The sequence below is a fragment of the Burkholderia sp. AU45274 genome (assembly GCF_030482505.1).
Taxonomy (GTDB): domain Bacteria; phylum Pseudomonadota; class Gammaproteobacteria; order Burkholderiales; family Burkholderiaceae; genus Burkholderia.
On record NZ_JAUJQE010000005.1, the window covers coordinates 288465 to 311179 of the forward strand.

Sequence of the window (22715 nt, forward strand, 5' to 3'; positions counted from 1 at the left end):
CCTCCCTAACGCCAGACTTACGCCGATGCGCTTCGTCCGCTCCCTGCTGCTGCTGATCTACTTCGTCCTGTACACGGTGCCGTACGCCACCGCGTGCTTCATCGCCTTTCCGTTCATGCGTTCCGACGCGCGCTACTGGATGGCCGCCGGCTGGTGCAAGTCGACGCTGTGGGTCGTGCGCTGGCTGAACGGCATCCGCTACCGGATCGAAGGGTACGAGAACCTGCCCGACGGCCCGGCGGTGCTGCTGTCGAAGCACCAGTCCGCGTGGGAGACGCTCGCGTTCCCGGCGCTGATGCCGAGGCCGCTTTGCTACGTGTTCAAGCGCGAGCTGCTGTACGTGCCGTTCTTCGGCTGGGCGCTCGGGATGCTGCACATGGTCAACATCAACCGCAAGGAAGGCAAGAACGCGTTCACGTCGGTGATCCGCCAGGGCAAGAAGCGCCTGTCGGAAGGCGCATGGATGATCATGTTCCCGGAAGGCACGCGCACGCCGGTCGGCAAGCAAGGCAAGTACAAGACGGGCGGCGCGCGCTTCGCGATCGAAACCGGCGCACCGGTCGTGCCAATCGCGCACAATGCAGGTCGGGTGTGGCCGCGCAACTCGTTCACGAAATTCCCGGGCGTCGTCACCGTGTCGATCGGCAAGCCGATTCCCAGCGAGGGGCTGACGCCCGATGCATTGAACTCGCAGGTCGAAGCATGGATCGAAGCGGAAATGCGCCGGATCGATCCCGATTCGTATCGCCAGGCGGGCAATGCGGGCACGCGCGATGCCGCGCGTGTCTGACGCCCCCAGGTTGCAGCCGTTGCGTACGACAAAAAGAAGCGAACTGATGAAACAGCGTCCGCGGCCACGGCCTGCCGTCGTGGCCCTCGATCATCGCCAGATGGACCTGCCGCTCTTCGACGGGCCGGCCGCCGCACCGTCGGCGCCCGCCACGCCGCCGGCGCCGCCCGAAGCGGCACCCGCGGCGCCCCTCGATCCAGGCCCGGCACCCGACCGCTCGCGCGTGCGCACGTTCGCACTCGACAGCCGCGTGCTCGAATACCGCCTGAAGCGCTCCGCGCGCCGCACGATCGGCTTCACGATCGACGGCAGCGGGCTGTCGATCACCGCGCCGCGCTGGGTCACCCTCGCCGACATCGAAGCCGCGATCTCCGAGAAACAGCGCTGGATCTTCGCGAAGCTCGCGGAGTGGAAGACGCGCACCGAGCAGCGCGCGCTGCCGCAGATCGACTGGCGCGACGGCGCGGCGCTTCCCTATCTCGGCAAGACAGTGACGATCGCGCTCGGCGCGGGCGCCGTCGCGTTCGATGTCGATGCTCTGCGGCTCTCGCTGCCGCTGCCCGTGCAGGCCGACATGCAGCAGATCAAGGATCGCGTGCAGGGCTGGCTGCAGGGCGAAGCCAAGCGGATCTTCGGCGAACGCCTCGCGGTCTACGCAGAGAAACTCGGGGTCACGTATTCGATGTACGCGCTGTCGTCGGCCGCGACGCGCTGGGGCAGCTGCTCGAGCGACGGAAAGATCCGGCTGAACTGGCGGCTGATCCATTTCCCGATGTCGATCATCGACTACGTCGTCGCGCACGAGCTGTCGCACCTGCGCGAAATGAACCACAGCCCGGCCTTCTGGCAGACCGTCGAATCGATCTTCCCCGAGTTCCGCGAAGCACGGCACACGCTCAAGCATCACCCGCCCGAGTTGCTGCCGTCGCTCTGATGCGCACGGCGTCGGCGTCTCCGCCAACGAAAAAGGGCGATGCGGATCACCCCGCATCGCCCTTTTTTGCTGCCGCGGCGCACATCGCACGCTGCAGTCCGCTCATCCGACGCTCACTGAGCCTTCTTCTGGATGAACTCGATCTTGTAGCCGTCCGGATCCTCGACGAACGCGATCACGGTCGTGCCGTGCTTCATCGGGCCCGCTTCGCGCGTGACCTTGCCGCCTTGCGCCTTGATCTGCTCGCAGGCCTTGTACGCATCGTCGACTTCGAGCGCGAGGTGGCCGAAGCCGTTGCCGAGATCGTAGGCCGGCGTATCCCAGTTATGGGTCAGCTCGATCACCGTGTTGTCGCTTTCATCGCCGTAGCCGACGAATGCGAGCGTGAACTTGCCTTCCGGATAGTCGTCGCGGCGCAGCACCTTCATGCCGAGCAATTCGGTGTAGAACTTGATCGAGCGGTCGAGATCGCCGACTCGCAGCATCGTATGCAGCAATCGCATGTGTTGTACTCCTGTGGGGACTTTCCAGAACCGGGAACTCTACCAGAGTCGGGTGAATTTCGCCGGGGGCGCCTAGCCGGGGGCGCCTAGCCGGGGACACTTAGCCGGGGCCATCCATGGGCGACCAGCAGGAGGCGCCTCGCCCGAACGCGGCCGATATGGCCCATCGTCGCCAACCGGCGCGAGCACGACGGCGTAAAACGGCACGATCCGGCTCGCCCGGCTATTGCGCCGATCGGGTAACATCCTTCCACCTCGCACCAAAAACGGGCATGCGACCCACTGCCCGAACGCGACCACTCCTTCCCCGAGACAGCCACACTGCCGTGCGAAACCGCCGATTCGAGCGCGCCGGATGCGCCGCCCTCCCGACCTTGCAGCCGCCGCGCCGAACCGGCGAGGCTCGCCGATGACCACGCTCGCCGCCGTCCCCATGCGCCGCGCGCTCGACATGCGCGCCGTCGGCCTGATGCTGCTGCTGTGCGCGATCTGGGGCTTCCAGCAGGTCGCGATCAAGAGCACGAACGCCGCGATTGCGCCGATGTTCCAGGCCGGGCTGCGCTCGGTGATCGCGGCGGTGCTGCTGTGGGGCTGGGCCCGCTCGCGCGGTACGCCGCTGTTCCAGGCAGACGGCACGTTCGGCGCGGGCCTCGCGGCCGGGGCACTGTTCGCCGGCGAATTCATCTGCGTGTTCTTCGGGCTGACGCTGACGAGTGCGTCGCACATGGCGATCTTCCTGTACACGGCGCCCTGCTTCACCGCGCTCGGCCTGCACCTGTTCGCCCCGGGCGAACGGCTGCAGCGCACGCAGTGGGCCGGCGTCGGCCTGGCATTCGCCGGCATCGCGCTCGCATTCGCGGACGGCTTCCTGAAACCGCGCGCACCCGGCGCATCGGTGCTGGCCGGGCTCGCCGGCGACGCGCTCGGGATCCTCGGCGGCGCGATGTGGGCCGCGACGACGGTCGTCGTGCGCTCGACGGCGCTCGCGCGGGCGAGTGCAAGCAAGACGCTGTTCTACCAGCTCGCGGTATCGGCGGTCGTGCTGGTCGCGCTTGCCGCCCTGTTCGGCCAGATGTCGTTTGCGCACGTCACGCCGGTTGCGGTGGCAAGCCTCGCATACCAGTCGGTGATCGTCGCGTTCGTCAGCTACCTGTCGTGGTTCTGGCTGCTGACGCGCTACAGTGCGTCGCGGCTGTCCGTCTTCACGTTCCTGTCGCCGCTGTTCGGCGTCGCGTTCGGCGTGCTGCTGCTCGGCGAATCGGTCGGCTGGCGCTTCATGTCCGCGGCCGCGCTCGTGCTGACCGGCATCGCGCTCGTCAACGCGCCGCCGCGCCGGCGGGCTTGACGACCCGGCGCAGCACGCGCGCACCCACGCAATAAAAAAGGCTGCCTCGCAGGGCAGCCTCTTGTTCCCATCCGGTCCGGCTCGCGTGACCGGCCTCAACCGGCCTTGCGCACCGCCGCGAGCGCCTGCGCGACGCCGACGTATTCGGCCACGCTCACATCCTCCGCACGACGTGCGAGATCGAAGCCGAGCGCGTCGAAATCGATCGTCTCGCGATAGTCGCCGAGCGTATTGCGCAGCATCTTGCGGCGCTGCGAGAACGCGGCGGTGACGATTTCGCCGAGCAGCACGGGATCGACGTCCGGCAGTTCATGCGGTTCGTACGGAATCATCCGGACGATCGCCGAATCGACCTTCGGCGGCGGCTGGAACGATTCCGGCGGCACGTCGAGCATCTTCTCCATCACGTAGCGGTACTGCAGCATCACCGACAGACGCGAAAACGCCTTCGTGCCCGGCTCCGCGACCATCCGCTCGACGACTTCGTTCTGCAACATGAAATGCTGGTCGATGACCGCATCGGCGAACGTCATCAGGTGAAACAGCAGCGGGCTGGAAATGTTGTACGGCAGGTTGCCGACGATCCGCAGCGACGGCTTGTCGCCGGGCGCCGCAAGCGACCGGAAGTCGAACGCGAGCGCGTCGCCGGCATGCAGTTCGAGCAGCGCGCCGAAGCGTTGCTGCAGGCGCCCGATCAGGTCGCGGTCGAGCTCGACCGCATGCAGCGGCGACTCGGGCGTCGCGAGGCGCTCGATCAGCGGCTCGGTCAGTGCGCCGAGCCCGGGGCCGATCTCGACCATGCGCTGGCCGCGCGCGGGGCCGATCGTCGAGACGATCGAGTCGATCACGCCGTGATCGACGAGGAAGTTCTGCCCGAAGCGCTTGCGCGCGAAATGGCCTTGGTGCTGTCTGCTGTTCGACATCGACTGAGTAAAACGAAAAATACGACGAAAGAGGTGAAGCCGGGCCGCGTCAGGCCGTGCGGCGATGACGCGCCATCGTGACGGCCGTGTCGAGCGCGGCGATCATGCTGCCCGGATCCGCGCGGCCGGTGCCGGCCAGATCGAGTGCCGTGCCGTGATCGACCGACGTCCGGATGATCGGCAGCCCGAGCGTCACGTTGATGCCCTCGCCGAACGTCGCATACTTCAGCACGGGCAGGCCCTGGTCATGGAACATCGCGAGCACGCAATCGGCGTCCGCGAGATGGCGCGGCTGGAACAGCGTGTCGGCCGGATACGGGCCGCGCGCGTCGATGCCCTGCGCGTTCGCGCGGGCCAGCGCCGGCGAGATCACGTCGATCTCCTCGCGGCCGAGATAGCCGTTCTCGCCCGCGTGCGGGTTCAGGCCCGTCACGAGAATGCGCGGTGCGGCGAGACCAAAGTCGCGCCGCAGGTCGCGATCGATGATCGCGAGTGTCTCGACGAGCCCGTCGACCGTAAGTGCGGCGGACACGTCCTTCAGCGGCAGGTGCGTGGTCGCGAGCGCGACGCGCAGCGGCTGGTGGCCGGTACCGGCCAGCATCATCACGACCCGCGGCGTATGCGTGCGCTCCGCCAGGTATTCGGTATGGCCGGTGAACGGCACGCCCGCATCGTTGATGGTGCTCTTCTGCAGCGGCGCGGTGACGATCGCATCGTACCGGCCTGCCAGCGCACCGTCGATCGCCGCGTCGAGCAACCCGAGCACATACGGGCCGTTCGCGGCGTCCAGCTTGCCCGCCTGCACGGGCACGGCGAGCGCGTGATGCGCGACCGACACCGGCCCGCTGCCGGCCAGCGTGGCCCGGTCGGCGCCGACGGCCGCCGCGCGCGCATCGAGCAGCGCCGCATCGCCGAGCACGGTGAAATGCGCATCGGGCCAGCGCTGCGCGGCATCACGCAGCGCCTGCACGGTCAACTCCGGGCCGACCCCCGCGGGTTCGCCAGTCGTGATCGCGATCTGCAGCGCGGGTGCGGTCATCTGAAGCTCGCTCAGTTCGCCGGGCCGACGCCGCCGATCTTGTACTGCACGTACGACGAATCGCGCAGCTCGCGCAGCCAGTCGGCATAGGCCTGCTCGGCCTTGCGCTGGCCGATCGCCTGACGCGCGATATCCATCTGCTGCTGCACCGAGCCTTCCGCTTCGCGGCGGCTCAGCACCTGGATCAGGTGATAGCCGTACTCGGTACGGATCGGCTGGCTGACCTGGCCGTCCTGCAGGTTGTTCATCGCGCGCTCGAATTCCGGCACGGTCTCGCCCGGGCTGATCCAGCCGAGATCGCCGCCTTGCGACGCCGAACCGTCCTGCGAGTAGGTGCGCGCGAACTTCGCGAAATCGCCGCCGGCCTCGACCTGGTTGCGGATGTCGGCCAGTTGCTGGCGCGCCTGGCCTTCCGACTTGCCTTCGCCCACGCGCAACAGGATGTGGCGTACGTGCGTCTGGACGATCTTCGGTGCCGCGGCGGACGCGCCCTGGCTCTGGCGACGATCGACGAGGCGCACGATCTCGAAGCCGTCCGGCACGCGGATCAGCGTCGGGTTGACCTGGCCCGGGCGCAGCTTCGATGCGGCGTCGACGACGTCGGCCGGCAGCGCGCTCGGCGCCTTGAAGCCGAGGTCGCCCCCCTTCTTCGCGTCGTTCGCTTCCGAATTGCTCTTCGCGAGCTTCTCGAAATCAGCGCCCGACTTCGCCTGCTGCAGCAGCGCGTCAGCCTTCTTCTGCGCGGCTTCGATGTCGGCCTGCGGCGCGTTGGTCGGCGCCTTGATGAAGATGTGCTGGAAGCGCAGGTCCTGCTGTTGCGACGCACTCGGCCCGCGCTGGCTCGCGATGTAGTTCGCGACCTCGGCGTCCGACACGGTGATCTTGCCGTCGACCTCGCGCTCGCGCAGCTTCGACAGCATCAGTTCGGTACGCGCGTCGCTCGTGAAGATGCTCCAGGGCACGCCTTGCGCCTCGAGACGCGCGCGGTACTGCTCGAGCGTCATGCCGTTCGCCTGCGCGAGACGCTGCAGCGTGGCCTGCACGGTCGCATCGTCGATGCGGATCCCGTCGTCCTTGGCCTTCTGCACCTGGATACGCTCGAGCACCATCTGGTTCAGCACCTGCGCGCGCAACTGGTCGGTCGGCGGCACCGGTGCGTTCTGCTGCTGCAGCCGGCGCGCGATCAGGCCGGCACGCTGGTCGAGTTCGCGGCCCGTGATCACGTCGTTGTTGACGACCGCGACGACTTCGTCGGCGAGCTGCGCACCTTGCGAACCGAGCGCCTGCGCCGTGGCCGGCGCGGCGGCGAGCAGCGCGGAGGCCGCAGCGAGGCTGGACACGACTGCCGCGAAACGAAGGGTTTTCTTCATTGCCACTGGAACTCCATTGAAATCGTGCTGACCGGTGCAGACAAGCCGGCGTTACTCGTAGTTGCTGAAGCGGGACATCGGCGGCGGCGGCGGCGGCAGCGGCGTGTAGCCCGGCACCCCGGCGCGGAACGCCGACACGAGGCCGTTGTCGACGGTCGACAGGCCCTTGAGCGTCAGCTGCATCATGACTCGCGTCGACGAACTCTGCTGTCCCGACGAATTGATGCCGTTCGCCGCCCGTTGCACCCCGACCCCGAGCGCCCAGCAGTCCGCGTCGTATTGTAAGCCGACCAGACCGTCGACCACGCGATCGCCGGCGAGGTCGTAGTTGAAGCGGCCGATCGCATACAGGCGGCGCGTGAGCGGCCATTGCGCGGACACCAGGAACTGGTTGATCGGCTGGTTGTCGAGCGTGGTGTTCGATCGCGTGTAGCGGTAGCCGACGTTGATCACGCGGCGCTCGCCCGGGCTGTAGCCGAAACCGACGCTCGACTTCACGAGCTGGTTGTTGTTCTGGTTGTACTGGAACGCCGTCTCCGACATGAAGCCCGAGCCGAGCTTCAGCGCGGCGCCGACGATCAGGTCGGAGTGACGCGCCTGCACGGCGGACTGCCCGGAATTCAGCGTGACACGCTGATCGGCGAAATAGTACTGCTGCGCGATCACGAAACGCGCACGCTCGTCGCCGGTGCGCGGATCGATGAAGCGCGACGTGAGGCCGGCCGTGATCCGGTTCGCATCGGCGATCCGGTCGTTGCCGACGAACGTGTTCGGCTGGTAGATCTCCGCGAGGCCGAAGTCCGACTCCGCGGTGTCGAACAGCGGTGCGTTCGACTGGTCGCGATACGGCGTGTACACGTAGTACAGGCGCGGCTCGAGGGTCTGGATGAAGTCCTGGCCGAACAGGCGCACCGAGCGGTCGAAGATCAGCCCCGTATCGAAGCTCACGGTCGGGATCGACTCGGTGAAGCGCTTCGGGCTGTTCGGCGTGGTCGACGACAGGTAGTTCAGGTCGTACGACGCGAAGTGGTACTGGACCTTCGGCACGACGAAGTAGCCGGGGCCGTACACGCCGTACGCAATGTACGGATTGAAGACGATCCGGTCGCCTTCCGTCGCATCGGCCGTCGTGATGCGGAACCGCGAATAGTCGGCTTCCGCGCCGAAGTCGAAGCCGCCGACGTTGTACTTCGTGTACTTCACGTTCAACTGCGGCTCGCGGCTGTACGGCGCGATCGACGGCGGCAGCGTCTGCCAGTGCTGGTAGCGCGCGAGCACCGACCAGGGGCCGTTGTTGTACGTGACACCGGCTTCCTGCTGGTACAGCGTCTGCGTGCCGTTGATGAACTGGTTCGCCGACCCGAGGTCTTCGGGATACGTGTTGTCCGAGACCTTGTTGTAGTAGACGTAGCCGCCGAAGCCGCCGCCGAAATTCTGCTGGTGCTGCCAGTAGATCGCGTAGCGGTTGCGGTGCGCGAGCCGGTCATCCGGCAGGTAATTGGCCGTAAACGTGCCCGAATACGACGGCGACAGGTAGCGGAACGTCGCCTCGGCCATCACGCCGCGCCGCGAGATGATGCGCGGCGTGAGCGTCAGGTCGCGATTCGGTGCGATGTTGAAGTAGTACGGCAGCGTCAACTCGAAGCCATTCTTCGAGTCCATCGAGAACGTCGGCGGCAGCAGGCCGCTGCGCCGCTCGCCCGACAGCGGGAACGTCATCCACGGGCTCGCGAAGATCGGCACGCCCTGGAAGAACAGCACGCCGTTGCGCGCGGTGCCTTCGTCGGCGCCCGTATCGAAGTCGAACCGGCTGCCCTTGATGTACCACGCGGGGTTCGTCGAGCACTGGCACGCGGTGTAGGTGCCGTTGACGAACACCGAGCGCTCGTTGTCGACCATGTCGACGCGTTCCGCGCTGCCCGAGCCACCCGTCACGTTGAAGTGATACTTCGGCGCCGTCATGAAGCCCTGGTTCGCCTCGATCTTCAGGTGCGCCTCGGGGCCCGCGAACGACGTGCCGGCATTGTTGATCCTGACCTGGCCGTACGCATCGGCCATGTCGGTATCCTGATCGTAGTGGATCGCGTCGGCCTTCACGACGGCGTCACCGCGCCGCAGCTCGGCCGAACCCTTCGCGGCGAGATCCTGCTCGGCCGTGCCGCTCGTGTGGTCGGCGATCACGAAGGCGGCCGGTTTCGCGCCGTCCTTCAGCGGATGATCCTCGAGCTGGGGCGCGAGACGCAGATCCCACGGCGAGTCGAGCGGCTGCGGCTGCGCGGCCGCGCCCGACAGCTGCGCGTACGACACGGCCGGCACGAGGCCGGGCACGGCCAGGAGCGCGAGCGCGAGCCGCCGTTTGCGCGGCGCCCCGTCACCGGGGAAAACATTCGGGAATAGCGGTTTGGGCGGCATCTATCGTTTGGCGAATCGCCCCTTGTCAACCGCGCCGTCGCGGCACATGCGCGCGCGGCAGGCCGCACCGTCGCACCGCGACTGCGGCTGAGCGCAAACCGGGGAGGCGTTCGGGCGACCGCGCGACAGGCGGCGGGCCTGCACGGCGGAAAGCTGACGCGGGGCGCGTCAAAAAAGTCGTGGGGTATTATATGGCAAGACGTTCCCCCCTCCGCCGAGTTTCATGACGCCCCCATCCGCCGCATCCCAGCCCGACGCCCGCCTCGACGCGCTCACCGCGTGGCTGCACCCGCTCGCCGAACGCTACGCGCTCGACCTGTCGACCCTCGCGCCCGCCTCGTCGGACGCCAGTTTCCGCCGCTATTTCCGTGTCGCGTCGGCCACGAGCGCCGGCGGCACGCTGATCGCCGTCGACGCGCCGCCGCCCGAAAAGTGCCGTGAATTCGTCCAGGTCGCGCAACTGCTCGCCGCAGCCGGCGACCACGTGCCGGACGTGCTGGCCCACGATTTCGACGCGGGATTCATGCTCGTGACCGATCTCGGCCGCACGTCATACATCTCGGTGCTCGATCCGGCCGACCCGGCCGCCGCAAAACCGCTGATGCGCGCCGCGCTCGACGCGCTGATCCGCTTCCAGCTCACGTCGAAGCCCGACGTGCTGCCGCCGTTCGACGAGGCGTTCCTGCGCCGCGAGATGGAGCTGATGCCCGAATGGTTCGTCGGCCGCCACCTCGGCAAGCCGGTCACCGACGCGATGCGCGGCACGCTCGACCGCACCTTCGCGCTGCTGGTCGCCAGCGCGCACGCACAGCCGCAGGGTTTCATGCTGCGCGATTTCATGCCGCGCAACCTGATGGTGTGCGAGCCGAACCCGGGCATCCTCGATTTCCAGGATGCCGTCTACGGGCCGCTGACGTACGACGTCGTGTCGCTGCTGCGCGACGCCTTCATCAGCTGGGACGAGGAGTTCGAGCTCGACTGCTTCGCGTACTACTGGGAAAAGGCGAAAAAGGCCGGCCTGCCGGTCGACCCCGATTTCGGCGAGTTCTACCGCCAGCTCGAATGGATGGGGCTGCAGCGCCACATCAAGGTGCTCGGCCTGTTCGCGCGTATCAATTACCGCGACGGCAAGCCGCATTACCTGAACGACCTGCCGCGCTTCATCGCGTATGCGCGCAAGGTCGCGCTGCGCTATCGCCCGCTCGTGCCGTTCGCGAAGCTGCTCGACGAGCTCGAGGGCAACGCACCGGCCGACGTGGGCTATACGTTCTGATCGTTCCGACTCTCCTGACACCCGGCCGAACATGAGCAACACCCTGACCACGGCGATGATCTTCGCCGCCGGGCGCGGCGAACGGATGCGCCCGCTCACCGACACCCGCCCGAAGCCGCTGCTCGAAGCGGGCGGCAAGCCGCTGATCGTGTGGCAGATCGAGGCGCTCGCCCGCGCGGGCATCGAGACGATCGTGATCAACCACGCGTGGCTCGGCGAGCAGATCGAGGCTGCGCTGGGCGACGGTTCGCGCTGGGGCGTGCGGCTCGTGTATTCGGCCGAAGGCGACGCGCTGGAAACGGCCGGCGGCATCGCACAGGCGTTGCCGCTGCTCGAGCGCAACGGGCAGCCGGCCGTGTTCGCGGCGGTCAGCGGCGACGTCTACTGCGCGTTCGACTACCGGTCGCTCGCGCCGCGCGCCGCCCGGATGGCCGCGCTCGACACGCCGGCGATGCACCTCGTGATGGTGCCGAATCCGCCGTTCCATCCGGCCGGCGACTTCGCGCTCGGCGACGACGGCCGCCTTGCGCTCGACGGCGCCGCGCGCTTCACGTTCGGCAACATCGGCCTGTACGACACGCGGATGTTCCGCGATCTCGCGCCCGGCACGCGGCGCGCGCTGACGCCGTACTATCGCGCGGCGATCGAGGCCGGCCGCGCGAGCGGCGAACTGTATGAAGGTATCTGGGAGAACGTCGGCACGCCCGCGCAGCTCGGCGATCTGGATGCGCGGCTGCGCGCCGCGAAGTGACCGGCTGACGGGCCCTCGCGCTGATTGATCAAACGGCCGGTTAGCTGACTGGCTGGCTAGCTGGCTGACCGGCGAACTGGCCGCGTCGGCCTGGCTGACCAGAGGGCCCGGGCGCCTGTCGGGCCACCATGCCGGCCCGACTCCCGCCCATCAAACGTGCCCCGTCCTGCTGCGCGCGCCCCGCGCGCCGCCCCGCCGCTCACGCGGCTTCCGCCTCTTCCCCGCCCGCCGCCGCGCGTTGCTGCTGCAGCGCCCACATCTGCGCATACAACCCGTCGGCGCGCACGAGTTCGTCGTGCGTGCCGCGCTCGACGATCCGCCCGTGGTCCATCACCAGGATCTGCTGCGCGTGCACGACCGTCGACAGCCGGTGCGCGATCACGAGCGTCGTGCGATGCCGCGCGATCTGGTCGAGTTCGTGCTGGATCGCGCGCTCCGAGCGCGAATCGAGCGCCGACGTCGCTTCGTCGAACAGCAGCACCGGCGGGTTCTTCAACAGCGTGCGCGCGATCGCGACGCGCTGCTTCTCGCCGCCCGACAACTTCAGCCCGCGCTCGCCGACCGGCGTGTCATAACCCTTCGGCAAACTTTCGATGAAATCGTGGATGTGCGCGGCACGCGCGGCCGCGATCACCTCGTCGCGGGTCGCGGTCGGCCGGCCGTACGCGATGTTGTAGTAGATCGAGTCGTTGAACAGCACGGTGTCCTGCGGCACGATCCCGATCGACGCGCGCAGCGAGTCCTGCGTGACGTCGCGGATGTCCTGGCCGTCGATCCGGATCGCGCCGCCCGCCTGCCGGTCGAGATCGTAGAAGCGGAACAGCAGCCGCGACAGTGTCGACTTCCCGGAGCCGCTGTGGCCGACCACCGCGGTCGTCGTGCCCGCATCGATCGTGAACGACACGTCGTGCAGGATCTGCCGCGCCGGCTCGTACGCGAAATTCACGTGCTCGAAGCGCACCTGCGCGCCGGCCACCGCGAGCGGCCGCGCATCGGGCAAATCGGCCACTTCCTTCGCGGCCGACAGCAGCCCGAACATGCGATCCATGTCGGTCAGGCTCTGCTTCAGCTCGCGATAGACGACACCGAGAAAGTTGAGCGGAATGTACAGCTGCAGCATGAACGTGTTGATCAGCACCAGGTCGCCGAGCGTCAGCTTGCCCGCGAGCACGCCCTGCGTCGCGCGCCACAGGATGAACACGAGCCCCGTGCCGATGATCGCCTGCTGGCCGAAGTTCAGCACCGACAGCGAATTCTGCGAACGGATCGCGGCCTTCCGGTAGCGCTTCAGGTTCTCGTCGTAGCGCTGCGCTTCCCACTCCTCGTTGCCGAAATACTTGACCGTCTCGTAGTTGATCAACGAATCGATCGCCCGCGAGTTCGCGCGCGAATCGAGTTCGTTCATCGTGCGGCGGAAATGCGTGCGCCAGTTGGTGACCTTCACCGTGAACACGATGTAGGTGACCAGCGCCGCGAACGTCACGTACGCGTAATAGGCCTCGTACTTGACCACGAAGAAGCCGAGCACGAGCCCGACCTCGACGAGCGTCGGCAGGATGCTGTACAGCGAATACGAAATCAGCTGCTGGATGCCGCGCGTGCCGCGCTCGATGTCGCGCGACATGCCGCCGGTCTGGCGCTCCAGGTGAAACCGCAGCGACAGCCCGTGCAGGTGCCGGAACACCTGCAACGCGAGCTGGCGCACCGCGCTCTCGGTGACCTTCGAGAACAGGATCTCGCGCAGCTCGGTAAACAGTGAAGTGGACAGCCGCACGAGCGCATACGCGACGACCAGCAGCCCCACGCCGCCCGCGAGCACGATGCCGGCCGACTGTTCGGCGCGGCCGATCGCGGTGATCTGCTGGACGTAGGACAGGTGGTCGACGATGCGCTTCATCACGACCGGCACACCGAGGTTCGCGACCTTCGCGCCGATCAGGCAGCCGAGCGCGAGCGCGACGCGCCATTTGTAGGTGGTCAGGTACGGCAGCAGCGACCGGATGGTTTGCCAGTCGTTGCGGGGCCCGGTCGAAGCCGGCGCGGGCTCGCCGGAAGCAGGAAATCGGCGCATGGGGGGAAGGATCGGCGGCGGTGCCGGACACATGCATCGGCGGCCGGCTCGCTCACTTTCTCGTACAATTTGCGAACGTTGTATTGTCGCAGAAGCCGCCTCGCGCCGCTGCCGGCGCCCTCGCCGGCCGGCCTGCGCGCGGCGGCGCAATTATTACAGGATGAAAGCCCCCGCCATGACCGATTCGACCCTCGAACTCCCGCAAAAGCAGCCCGCGCTGCGCGTCGTCCCGCAACCGCACGACGCGAACGTCCACGGAGACGTATTCGGCGGCTGGATCATGTCGCAGGTCGACATCGCCGGCTCGATCCCCGCGAGCCAGCGCGCGAACGGTCGCGTCGCGACGGTCGCGGTCAATTCGTTCGTGTTCAAGCAGCCGGTGTTCGTCGGCGATCTGCTGAGCTTCTACGCGACCATCACGCGTACCGGCAACACGTCGATCACGGTCGACGTCGAGGTGTACGCGCAGCGCATGCGCCTGATGGGTGAAGTCGTGAAGGTCACCGAAGCGACGCTCACCTACGTCGCGACCGGCACTGACCGCAAGCCGCGGCAACTGCCGCCGCTCTGACGGGCAAGCGCAGCACGGCGGCGCTTGCCCTGCCTTCGGCCACCTCAGTGCGTGGCCGTCAGCCCGAACTCCCGCATCGCGGGCAGGAAATCGTGGTTCAGCTTCGGCTTGCGCGACAGCTTCACCAGCACGTAGCGCTGGAACGGCGCGAGCCGCTGCCACTGCGCGAGCTCGGGCGCCATCAGCCCGGCCAGCGCGCTCTGCTGCACGAGCGACTCCGGCACGATGTCGGTGGCGCGCCAGGCCGGCTGCTCGTCCGGCTGGAACCACGAGGGCTCCAGGTCCGCGTGCGTACGCAGCATTTCGAACAGCGCGTGATCGAAGTTGGGCTCGATCGCGGTGTCCTCGTCGGCCGGAAAGCGCGCGAGCAGCTTGCGGTCCTCGAGCGGCAGCAACTGCCACTGCTCCAATGAGATCCGCAGACCGAAACGGTCGAGATTGAAACGCACGATCATCGGGATGTACGTGAAGTTTTCCGACGAAGCGTGTTCGAAGGCGAATAGCAGTGGAGCGTCGCTGAGTCCCATGATCGTTACCTGATGTGGCGGATACCGGCGCGGCCGGCTTGCCTGGGGTATTTTAGAACCTCTGCGCGCGGGTGGCGGATACGATTGCCGCCGGCCCCGTGCGCCGAATCAACGGGAGTGCTCGTGAATCCGACCGAATCCGGCGACCTGCGCGACGAACCGCGCGGCGCGATCGAACTGTCCGTGCGCCGCACGCGCGGCGGCGCCGTCGAAACCGCACACGACTACGTCGGCCAGGAATGGCCCGTCGCACTCGTCTTCAACGGTATCTCGCATGCGGTGATGATGTGTACGCCGTGCGACCTCGAAGCGTTCGCGGTCGGTTTCGCGATCTCGGAAGGGATCGTCGCGCGCGGCAGCGACATCAAGGACATCGAGGTGATCCTGAACGCCGACGCGCCGCTGCCGCATGCGGAAGTCCACCTGGAGGTCGTCCAGCAGGCGTTCGCCGCGCTGAAGGACCGGCGACGTGCGCTCGCGGGGCGTACCGGCTGCGGCGTCTGCGGGATCGAAAGCATCGACCTGCTCGACCTCGCGCCCGAACGCGTGCCCGATACGGGCTTTCTCGCACGCCTCGCCCCCGACGCGCTGACGCGTGCGGCGCAGGCGCTGCCGGTTCACCAGGCACTCACGCGGCTCACGGGCGGCCTGCATGCGGCCGCGTGGTGCGACGCAACAGGCGCGATCCGGATGGCATTCGAGGACGTCGGCCGCCACAACGCACTCGACAAGCTGATCGGCTCGCTCGTGCTGTCGCGCGCCGACGCGACCGACGGCTTCGTGTTCCTGTCGAGCCGCGCGAGCTACGAGCTCGTGCGCAAGGCCGCACGGGTCGGCATCCCGATGGTGGCGACGATCTCCGCGCCGTCGTCGCTCGCGATCGAGATCGCGAAAGCGGCCGGCTTGCGGCTCGTCAGCTTCTGCCGCGAAACCGGCCACGTCGACTACGGCACGGCCTGATCGCGATCGCGGGAGCGCGCCGGCTGTCCACCGCCGGCGCGCCCTGCTCCGTCAGACGGTCAGTCGAACTGACGGAAATCCGGCTTGCGCTTCTCGAAGAACGCCGTCATCGCCTCGCGCGCTTCCGGCGCGCGCAGCATCGTAGCGAAGTGACCCGCTTCCTCGGCCATCCGCGCCTGCGTCGCCACCCCGCCCGTATCCTTCAGCAGCGCCTTCGTCACACGCAGCGATGCCGCCGGCAGCGCCGCGAGCTTTGCCGCCTGCTTCGCCGCGAACGCGTCGAGCTCGGCCGCAGGCAGCACACGGTTGACGATGCCGATCCGGTGCGCTTCCAGCGCGTCGAACGCTTCGCCGAGCAGCAGCTTCTCGGCCGCGACCTGATGGCCGGCCAGACGCGGCAGCAGCGCGCTCGACGCGGCTTCCGGGCACAGCCCGAGCTGCGTGAACGGCAGCGAGAACGTCGCGGTGTCGGCCGCGTAGACCAGATCGCAGTGCAGCAGCATCGTCACGCCGACGCCGATCGCCAGGCCCGGCACCGCGGCCACGATCGGCTTGCTCGCGCTGCTGATCCGTGCGAGAAACTGGAACACCGGCGCGGTGTCGTCCTTCGGCGGCGACTTCAGGAAATCCTCGAGATCGTTCCCCGAGGTGAAATTGCCGTCGCCACCGCGCAGCAGGATCACGCGAACCGCCTTGTCTTCCTGCGCTTCGGCGAGGGCGTCGGCCATCGTCTGGTACATCGCCGCCGTCAGCGCGTTCTTCTTCGCCGGGCGCGCGATCGTGATCGTCATCACGCCATCGGCGCGTTCCACTTGAATTTCGGCCACAACCGTCTCCTTTGACTTTCCTCTATCGGAATGAAAAAAACGGTGCGCGAGCTCGTGGCCCGCGCACCGTCGTAGCTTGTCGTCGTGCTCCGCTTACAGGCGTTCGATGATGCCCGCGGCGCCCATGCCGGTGCCGACGCACATCGTGACCATCCCGTACTTCAGGTTGCGGCGACGCAGGCCGTGCACGACGGTCGCCGCGCGGATCGCGCCGGTCGCGCCGAGCGGGTGGCCGAGTGCGATCGCGCCGCCCATCGGGTTGACCTTCGACGGGTCGAGGCCGAGATCGCGCATCACCGCCAGCGATTGCGCGGCGAACGCTTCGTTCAGCTCGATCCAGTCGAGATCGTCCTGCTTCAGGCCGGCAGCCTTCAGCGCGGCCGGAATCGCTTCCTTCGGGCCGATGCCCATGATTTCCGGCGGCACGCCACGCACCGCGAAGCTCACGAAGCGTGCGAGCGGCGTCAGGTTGAATTCCTTGAGCACCTTCTCCGACACGACGAGCAGCGCGCCCGCGCCATCCGACGTCTGCGAGCTGTTGCCGGCCGTGACCGAGCCCTTGTTCGCGAACACCGTGCGCAGCTTCGCGAGGCCTTCGATCGACGTATCCGCACGCGGACCTTCGTCGAGCTTGATCTCGCGCGTCTTCACGTCGACTTCACCGGTCGCGAGGTTCGGGAAACGCTCGGTGATCGTGTACGCGGCGATCTCGTCGTTGAACTCGCCGGCCTGCTGGGCGGCAAGCGCCTTGCGATGCGACTCGACCGAGAACGCGTCCTGGTCTTCGCGGCTCACCTTCCACTGCTCCGCGACGCGCTCGGCCGTCAGGCCCATCCCGTACGCGATGCCGAAGTCTTCGTTGCGATCGAAGATGTGCGGCGACATCGACGGCTTGTTGCCCATCATCGGCACCATGCTCATCGATTCGCAGCCGCCCGCGAAGATCGCGTCCGATTCGCCGACGCGGATGCGGTCGGCCGCCATCGCCAGCGCCGTGATGCCCGACGCGCAGAAGCGGTTGACCGTCACGCCGCCGACCGTCTGCGGCAGGCCTGCGAGCAGCGCGCCCATGCGCGCGACGTTCAGGCCCTGCTCGGCTTCCGGAATCGCACAGCCGATGATCGCGTCTTCGATCAGCTTCGTGTCGAAGCCGGGCACCTGCGCCACCGCCGACTTCAGCGCGTGGACCAGCAGCTCGTCCGGGCGCGTGTTCTTGAAGACACCGCGCGGGGCCTTGCCGATCGGCGTGCGGCTGGCGGCGACGATGTATGCGTCTTGCAATTGTTTGCTCATTTGAGACTCCTTGCCTTATCCGCTCGCTCAGTTACGCACCGGCTTGCCGGTCTGCAACATGCCCATGATCCGTTCCTGCGTCTTCTGCGTGCCGAGCAGCTCGACGAACGCACGGCGCTCCAGCGCGAGCAGCCACTGCTCGTCGACCAGGCTGCCGGCTTCGACGTCGCCGCCGCACACGGCTTCGGCGATGCGGCTCGCGATCAGGTAGTCGTGATCGCTGATGAAGCGGCCGTCACGCATGTTGACGAGCGATGCCTTGATCGTCGCGATCGCCGAACGGCCGGCGACCGGCACGTCCTTCGCGCGCAGCGGTGCGCGGTAGCCGGTTGCGGCCAGCGCGCGCGCTTCCTTCTTCGCGGTGTCGAGCAGTTCGAACACGTTGAAGATGATCGTGTCGGACGGCTTCACGTAGCCCATCGCACGGGCATCGTGCGCGGACGCCGACACCTTCGCCATCGCCGCGTTCTCGAACGACTTCGTGACGAACTTCAGGATGTCGGTGGTCGCGTTCGCGGCCGTTGCGGCATCCGCTGCGCGCAGCGCGGCTTCCTTCAGGCCGCCGCCCGCCGGCACGAGGCCGACGCCCACTTCGACGAGACCGATGTAGCTCTCGACGTGCACGACGCGCTTCGCGCTGTGCAGCATCAGCTCGCACCCGCCGCCGAGCGCGATGCCCGACACGGCTGCAACGACCGGCACGTTCGCGTACTTCACGCGCAGCATGCCTTCCTGGAACTTCTTCACGAACGGCTCGATGCCCTTCGCGCCGCCCATCATGAACGCGGGCATCGCCTCTTCGAGGTTTGCACCGGCCGAGAACGGGCCGCCCGGCGTGCCGAGCTTCAGCGACGTCGGCTGCCAGATCACGACGCCCTTGTAGTCCTTCTCCGCGAGTTCGATGGCCTGCACAAGGCCGTCGATCACGCTCGGTCCGATCGTGTTCATCTTCGACTTGAACGACACGATCACGACGTCGTCTTCACCCGCACGGTCGTCGACCCATGCACGCACGGCATCGGTCTCGAACAGCGTCTTGCCGTACGTCTTCGGATCGGCACCGGCTTCGCCGAGCAGCGGCGCGCGGAATACCTGCTTGTCGTAGACCGCGAGGTCCGAACGCGGCACGAAGCGCTTCGCTGCCGGCGCCCACGAACCTTCGGCCGTGTGCACGCCGCCCTTTTCCGCCACCGAGCCTTCGAGCACCCACGACGGCAGCGGCACGTTCGCGAGCGCCTTGCCGGCCGCGATGTCTTCCTGCACCCACTCGGCGACCTGCTTCCAGCCGGCGGCCTGCCAGCCTTCGAACGGGCCTTCGTTCCAGCCGAAGCCCCAGCGGATCGCGAGGTCGACGTCGCGCGCGTTGTCGGCGATCGATTCGAGATGCACGCCGATGTAGTGGAACACGTCGCGGAAGATCGACCACAGGAACTGCGCGTGCGGATGGTCCGTTTCACGCAGCAGCTTCAGGCGTTCCGCCGGCGGACGCTTCAGGATGCGGCCGACGGTTTCGTCCGCCTTCGCGCCCGAATCCACGTAGGTGCCCGTCTTCGCGTCGAGCACCTTGATCGCCTTGCCTTCCTTCTTGTAGAAGCCGCCGCCCGTCTTCTGGCCGAGCGCGCCCTGCTTCACCAGTTCGGCGAGCACGGCAGGCGTCTGGTAGACCGGGAAGAACGGATCGTCGGCGAGGTTGTCCTGCATCGTCTTGATCACGTGCGCCATCGTGTCGAGGCCGACCACATCCGCGGTGCGGAACGTCGCCGACTTCGCGCGGCCGAGGCGGCTGCCCGTCAGGTCGTCGACTTCGTCGAAGCGCAGGCCGAACTTCGCGGCCTCGGTGATCACGGCCAGGATCGAGAAGATGCCGACGCGGTTCGCGATGAAGTTCGGCGTGTCCTTCGCGCGCACGACGCCCTTGCCGACGATGCTCGTCAGGAAGGTTTCGAGCTGGTCGAGGATCTCCGGGCGCGTATGCGCGGTCGGGATCAGCTCGACGAGGTGCATGTAGCGCGGCGGGTTGAAGAAGTGCACGCCGCAGAAGCGCGACTTCAGCTCGTCCGAGAACCCTTCGGACAGCTTCGTGATCGACAGGCCCGACGTGTTGGTCGCGAAGATCGCGTTCGGCGCGATGTGCGGCGCGACCTTCTTGTACAGGTCGTGCTTCCAGTCCATCCGCTCGGCGATCGCCTCGATCACGACGTCGCATTCGGCGAGCTTCGCGATGTCGTCTTCGTAGTTCGCTGCCTCGAGGTACTTCGCGTCGTCCTTCACGCCGAACGGCGCGGGCGACAGCTTCTTCAGGTTCTCGATCGCCTTCAGCGCGATCGCGTTTTTCGGGCCTTCCTTGGCCGGCAGGTCGAACAGCAGCACCGGCACGCGCGCGTTGATGAGGTGCGCGGCGATCTGCGCGCCCATCACGCCGGCGCCCAGCACGGCGACCTTGCGAATCAGGAAATTGCTCACGGGATGTCTCCGGATAGTGTCGTGCAGCGCGGAATGTGAGGGCTGCACGGCGAAGTGAGTACCAGGAACCGTTGCGTTCGGGCGGCGCGCCTCGCGCCCCGCCCGGACTCGCGTCAGAACAGCGATTCGTCGACTTCCATCAGCGTCTTCGAACCGGCGCGCGCCGCGCGGATCGTCGACGCCGTCTCGGGCAGCAGGCGCGCGAAGTAGAAGCGGGCGGTCGCGAGCTTCGACTTGTAGAACGGATCGCCCGACGCTTCCTTGTCGAGTGCGAGGCGCGCCATGCGCGCCCAGAAGTACGAGAACACCAGGTGGCCGACGGTGCGCAGGTACGGCACGGCGGCAGCGCCGACTTCGTCCGGGTTCTGCATCGCCTTCATGCCGATTTCCATCGTCAGCTTCTGCACCTTGTCGCCGATGTCGGCGAGCGGGTTGATGAACTCGGCCATTTCCGGCTTCACGCCTTCGGCTTCCGCGAATTCCGTGACGAGCTTGCCGAACTTCTTCAGCTTCGCGCCCATGTCGCCGAGCACCTTGCGGCCCAGCAGGTCGAGCGACTGGATCGAGTTCGTGCCTTCGTAGATCATGTTGATCCGCGCGTCGCGCACGTACTGCTCCATGCCCCACTCGGAGATGAAGCCGTGGCCGCCGTAGATCTGCATCGCGTGGTTGGTCGACTCGAACGCGTTGTCGGTCAGGAACGCCTTGATGATCGGCGTGAGCAGCGCGACGAGGTCGGCCGCTTCCTTGCGCACCGCTTCGTCACCGTGCGACAGTTCCTTGTCGATCTGCAGCGCGGACCAGTACGTGAATGCGCGCGCGCCTTCGGCGTAGGCCTTCTGCGTGAGCAGCATGCGGCGCACGTCCGGGTGCACGATGATCGGGTCGGCCGGTTTGTCCGGTGCCTTCGGGCCCGTCAGCGAGCGCATCTGCAGGCGCTCCTTCGCATAGGTGAGCGAGTTCTGGTACGCGACTTCCGTGAGGCCGAGGCCCTGCATGCCGACGCCAAGGCGGGCGGCATTCATCATCACGAACATCGCGTTCAAGCCCTTGTTCGGCTCGCCGACCATCCAGCCCTTCGCGCCGTCGAGGTTCATCACGCACGTCGAGTTGCCGTGGATGCCCATCTTGTGCTCGATCGAGCCGCACTTGATGCCGTTGCGCTCGCCCGGCTCGCCTGCTGCGTCGGGGATGAACTTCGGCACGATGAACAGCGAGATCCCCTTGGTGCCCTGCGGCGCGTCCGGCAGGCGCGCGAGCACGAGGTGGATGATGTTCTTCGACATGTCGTGCTCGCCGCTCGAGATGAAGATCTTCGTGCCGCTGATCGAGTACGAGCCGTCGCCGTTGGGTTCGGCCTTGGTGCGCAGGATGCCGAGGTCGGTGCCGCAGTGCGGCTCGGTCAGGCACATCGTGCCCGTCCATTCGCCCGTCACGAGCTTCGGCAGGTAGCGCTGCTGCAGTTCCGGTGCGCCGTGTGCGTGCAGGCACTCGTAGGCGCCGTGCGACAGGCCCGGATACATCGTCCAGGCCTGGTTCGCCGAGTTCAGCATTTCGTAGAGCGCGTTGTTCACGAACGCGGGCAGGCCCTGGCCGCCATAGTCCGGATCGCAGCCGAGCGCCGGCCAGCCGGCCTCGACGTACTGCTGGTAGGCTTCCTTGAAGCCGGTCGGGGTCTTCACGACGCCGTCGCCTTCATACGTGCAGCCTTCGCGATCGCCGACCTGGTTCAGCGGGAACAGCACCTCGGAGCAGAACTTGCCCGCTTCCTCGAGGACCTGGTTGATCGTGTCGGCGTCGAGGTCCGCATGCTTGGGCATTTGCTTGACTTCGGCTTCGACGTTCAGAAGCTCGTGCAACACGAATTGCATGTCGCGCAGCGGCGCGGCGTACTGTCCCATGACTCTCTCCAAAGGTGGGCAAACGGCTCGAGCTCCTGGCGGGCGGATCACGCGCCGCTAACGGCTCTCGCTCTGATACGAAACAATCGTCTTTTCCAGCGCGGCCCACGTGAGGCGCACGGCGTCCGGCGAATGCAGGAAGCGGGCGTCGTGATGCAGGCCGAGCGTGAAGCTGTACAACTCGAAGAGCATCAGGTCCGGATCCGTATCCGCACGCAGATGGCCTTCTTCCTTCGCCTGCGAAATGGCACGCAGCATTGCGGCACGCCAGGCCGTCACGCTTGCGATCAACTGCTCGCGCACGGGGCTGTCAGGCCGGTCGTCGTACTCGACCGCACCGCTGATGTAGATGCATCCGGTCGTCACCTCCTGGATGCGCTTCTCCGTCCAGCGGGCCAGCATCGCCCGAAGGCGCGGCAAGCCTCGCGGCTCGCGCAGGCTCGGAAAGAACACCTCGTTTTCGAAACGATGGTGATACTCGCGGACAACCTCGACCTGCAGGTCCTCACGCGATCCGAAGTGCGCGAACACACCGCTCTTGCTCATCTGCATGCGCTCGGCCAGCAGGCCGATCGTCAGCCCCTCCAGCCCGTCACGGCTGGCGAGGTCCAAAGCAGCTTCAAGTATCGCGGCACGCGTCTGTTCGCCTTTTCGCATAGCTATTTCTGTAACCGTTCGGGGGTTCGAATAAAATCGAACGGCCGTACTATTATTGAGTGCGGCCGCTCGCGAAACAAGGAAATTATTAGAAACCGGTGTCTA

Annotated in this window: 19 protein-coding genes; 7 read left to right on the top strand and 12 right to left on the bottom strand. The window is 67.0% G+C overall.

Annotated features, from left to right (window positions below; translation table 11 throughout):
- Window positions 1-25 precede the first annotated feature (25 nt).
- Window positions 26-790, top strand: coding sequence for a 1-acyl-sn-glycerol-3-phosphate acyltransferase (locus QZM35_RS20395; RefSeq protein ID WP_039360052.1), 765 nt, complete (start codon window positions 26-28; stop codon window positions 788-790).
- A gap of 46 nt (window positions 791-836) precedes the next feature.
- Window positions 837-1724 (top strand): M48 family metallopeptidase, encoded by an 888-nt coding sequence (locus tag QZM35_RS20400; protein ID WP_089431672.1) that lies wholly within the window; start codon window positions 837-839, stop codon window positions 1722-1724.
- Window positions 1725-1837: 113 nt separating this feature from the next.
- Here QZM35_RS20400 and gloA read toward each other — a convergent pair whose 3' ends face one another.
- Complete coding sequence (gene gloA, locus QZM35_RS20405) at window positions 1838-2227, bottom strand: lactoylglutathione lyase (protein ID WP_089426290.1); 390 nt, start codon at window positions 2225-2227, stop codon at window positions 1838-1840.
- 409 nt (window positions 2228-2636) lie between these two features.
- On the opposite strand from gloA, the gene QZM35_RS20410 reads away from it, so the two are divergent.
- Window positions 2637-3572 carry a DMT family transporter gene (locus QZM35_RS20410; protein WP_301776689.1) on the top strand — a complete coding sequence of 312 codons (936 nt, stop codon included), beginning with the start codon at window positions 2637-2639 and terminating at the stop codon, window positions 3570-3572.
- Between the two features lie 95 nt (window positions 3573-3667).
- Here QZM35_RS20410 and rsmA read toward each other — a convergent pair whose 3' ends face one another.
- The 4 genes from rsmA to QZM35_RS20430 are packed head-to-tail and all read right to left on the bottom strand — an operon-like array spanning window position 3668 to window position 9316.
- Window positions 3668-4495: a 16S rRNA (adenine(1518)-N(6)/adenine(1519)-N(6))-dimethyltransferase RsmA gene (rsmA, locus tag QZM35_RS20415; protein WP_047852199.1), complete on the bottom strand. Its 828-nt coding sequence runs from the start codon at window positions 4493-4495 to the stop codon at window positions 3668-3670.
- Between the two features lie 49 nt (window positions 4496-4544).
- Complete coding sequence (gene pdxA / locus QZM35_RS20420; protein ID WP_089426292.1) at window positions 4545-5534, bottom strand: 4-hydroxythreonine-4-phosphate dehydrogenase PdxA; 990 nt, start codon at window positions 5532-5534, stop codon at window positions 4545-4547.
- An 11-nt stretch (window positions 5535-5545) separates the two neighbouring features.
- The gene (locus tag QZM35_RS20425; RefSeq protein WP_301776690.1) at window positions 5546-6904 is read right to left on the bottom strand and encodes a peptidylprolyl isomerase; all 1359 of its coding nucleotides are present in this window, start codon (window positions 6902-6904) and stop codon (window positions 5546-5548) included.
- A gap of 51 nt (window positions 6905-6955) precedes the next feature.
- The gene (locus tag QZM35_RS20430; RefSeq protein ID WP_089426294.1) at window positions 6956-9316 is read right to left on the bottom strand and encodes an LPS-assembly protein LptD; all 2361 of its coding nucleotides are present in this window, start codon (window positions 9314-9316) and stop codon (window positions 6956-6958) included.
- 223 nt (window positions 9317-9539) lie between these two features.
- On the opposite strand from QZM35_RS20430, the gene QZM35_RS20435 reads away from it, so the two are divergent.
- Both QZM35_RS20435 and murU read left to right on the top strand, forming a co-directional pair.
- Window positions 9540-10589: an aminoglycoside phosphotransferase family protein gene (locus tag QZM35_RS20435; protein ID WP_089426295.1), complete on the top strand. Its 1050-nt coding sequence runs from the start codon at window positions 9540-9542 to the stop codon at window positions 10587-10589.
- A 31-nt stretch (window positions 10590-10620) separates the two neighbouring features.
- On the top strand, window positions 10621-11340 hold the full coding sequence (gene murU, locus QZM35_RS20440; protein ID WP_301776691.1) for an N-acetylmuramate alpha-1-phosphate uridylyltransferase MurU: 720 nt from the start codon (window positions 10621-10623) through the stop codon (window positions 11338-11340).
- Window positions 11341-11539: 199 nt separating this feature from the next.
- Here the strand turns inward: murU and QZM35_RS20445 are convergent, their stop codons facing one another.
- On the bottom strand, window positions 11540-13411 hold the full coding sequence (locus tag QZM35_RS20445; protein ID WP_046546241.1) for an ABC transporter ATP-binding protein/permease: 1872 nt from the start codon (window positions 13409-13411) through the stop codon (window positions 11540-11542).
- 175 nt (window positions 13412-13586) lie between these two features.
- On the opposite strand from QZM35_RS20445, the gene QZM35_RS20450 reads away from it, so the two are divergent.
- The gene (locus tag QZM35_RS20450; protein ID WP_041492954.1) at window positions 13587-13982 is read left to right on the top strand and encodes an acyl-CoA thioesterase; all 396 of its coding nucleotides are present in this window, start codon (window positions 13587-13589) and stop codon (window positions 13980-13982) included.
- Window positions 13983-14026: 44 nt separating this feature from the next.
- Here the strand turns inward: QZM35_RS20450 and QZM35_RS20455 are convergent, their stop codons facing one another.
- The gene (locus QZM35_RS20455) at window positions 14027-14509 is read right to left on the bottom strand and encodes a nitrate reductase associated protein (protein ID WP_089426298.1); all 483 of its coding nucleotides are present in this window, start codon (window positions 14507-14509) and stop codon (window positions 14027-14029) included.
- Between the two features lie 123 nt (window positions 14510-14632).
- Here QZM35_RS20455 and fdhD point away from each other — a divergent pair, with 123 nt between their 5' ends.
- On the top strand, window positions 14633-15469 hold the full coding sequence (fdhD, locus tag QZM35_RS20460; protein ID WP_089426651.1) for a formate dehydrogenase accessory sulfurtransferase FdhD: 837 nt from the start codon (window positions 14633-14635) through the stop codon (window positions 15467-15469).
- 59 nt (window positions 15470-15528) lie between these two features.
- On the opposite strand, the gene QZM35_RS20465 is transcribed toward fdhD, so the two are convergent.
- The 5 genes from QZM35_RS20465 to QZM35_RS20485 all read right to left on the bottom strand — a co-directional run bounded on the left by QZM35_RS20465 (window position 15529) and on the right by QZM35_RS20485 (window position 22610).
- Window positions 15529-16296: an enoyl-CoA hydratase gene (locus QZM35_RS20465; protein WP_089426299.1), complete on the bottom strand. Its 768-nt coding sequence runs from the start codon at window positions 16294-16296 to the stop codon at window positions 15529-15531.
- Window positions 16297-16389: 93 nt separating this feature from the next.
- The gene (locus QZM35_RS20470; RefSeq protein WP_039360089.1) at window positions 16390-17589 is read right to left on the bottom strand and encodes an acetyl-CoA C-acyltransferase; all 1200 of its coding nucleotides are present in this window, start codon (window positions 17587-17589) and stop codon (window positions 16390-16392) included.
- Window positions 17590-17616: 27 nt separating this feature from the next.
- Entirely contained in the window at window positions 17617-20052 is a 2436-nt protein-coding gene (locus QZM35_RS20475) for a 3-hydroxyacyl-CoA dehydrogenase/enoyl-CoA hydratase family protein (RefSeq protein WP_301776692.1), read from the bottom strand.
- A gap of 113 nt (window positions 20053-20165) precedes the next feature.
- Window positions 20166-21953, bottom strand: coding sequence for an acyl-CoA dehydrogenase C-terminal domain-containing protein (locus QZM35_RS20480; protein ID WP_124580733.1), 1788 nt, complete (start codon window positions 21951-21953; stop codon window positions 20166-20168).
- A gap of 57 nt (window positions 21954-22010) precedes the next feature.
- A complete protein-coding gene (locus QZM35_RS20485) occupies window positions 22011-22610 on the bottom strand; it encodes a TetR/AcrR family transcriptional regulator (protein WP_006751498.1) in 600 nt (199 codons plus the stop codon).
- Window positions 22611-22715 lie beyond the last annotated feature (105 nt).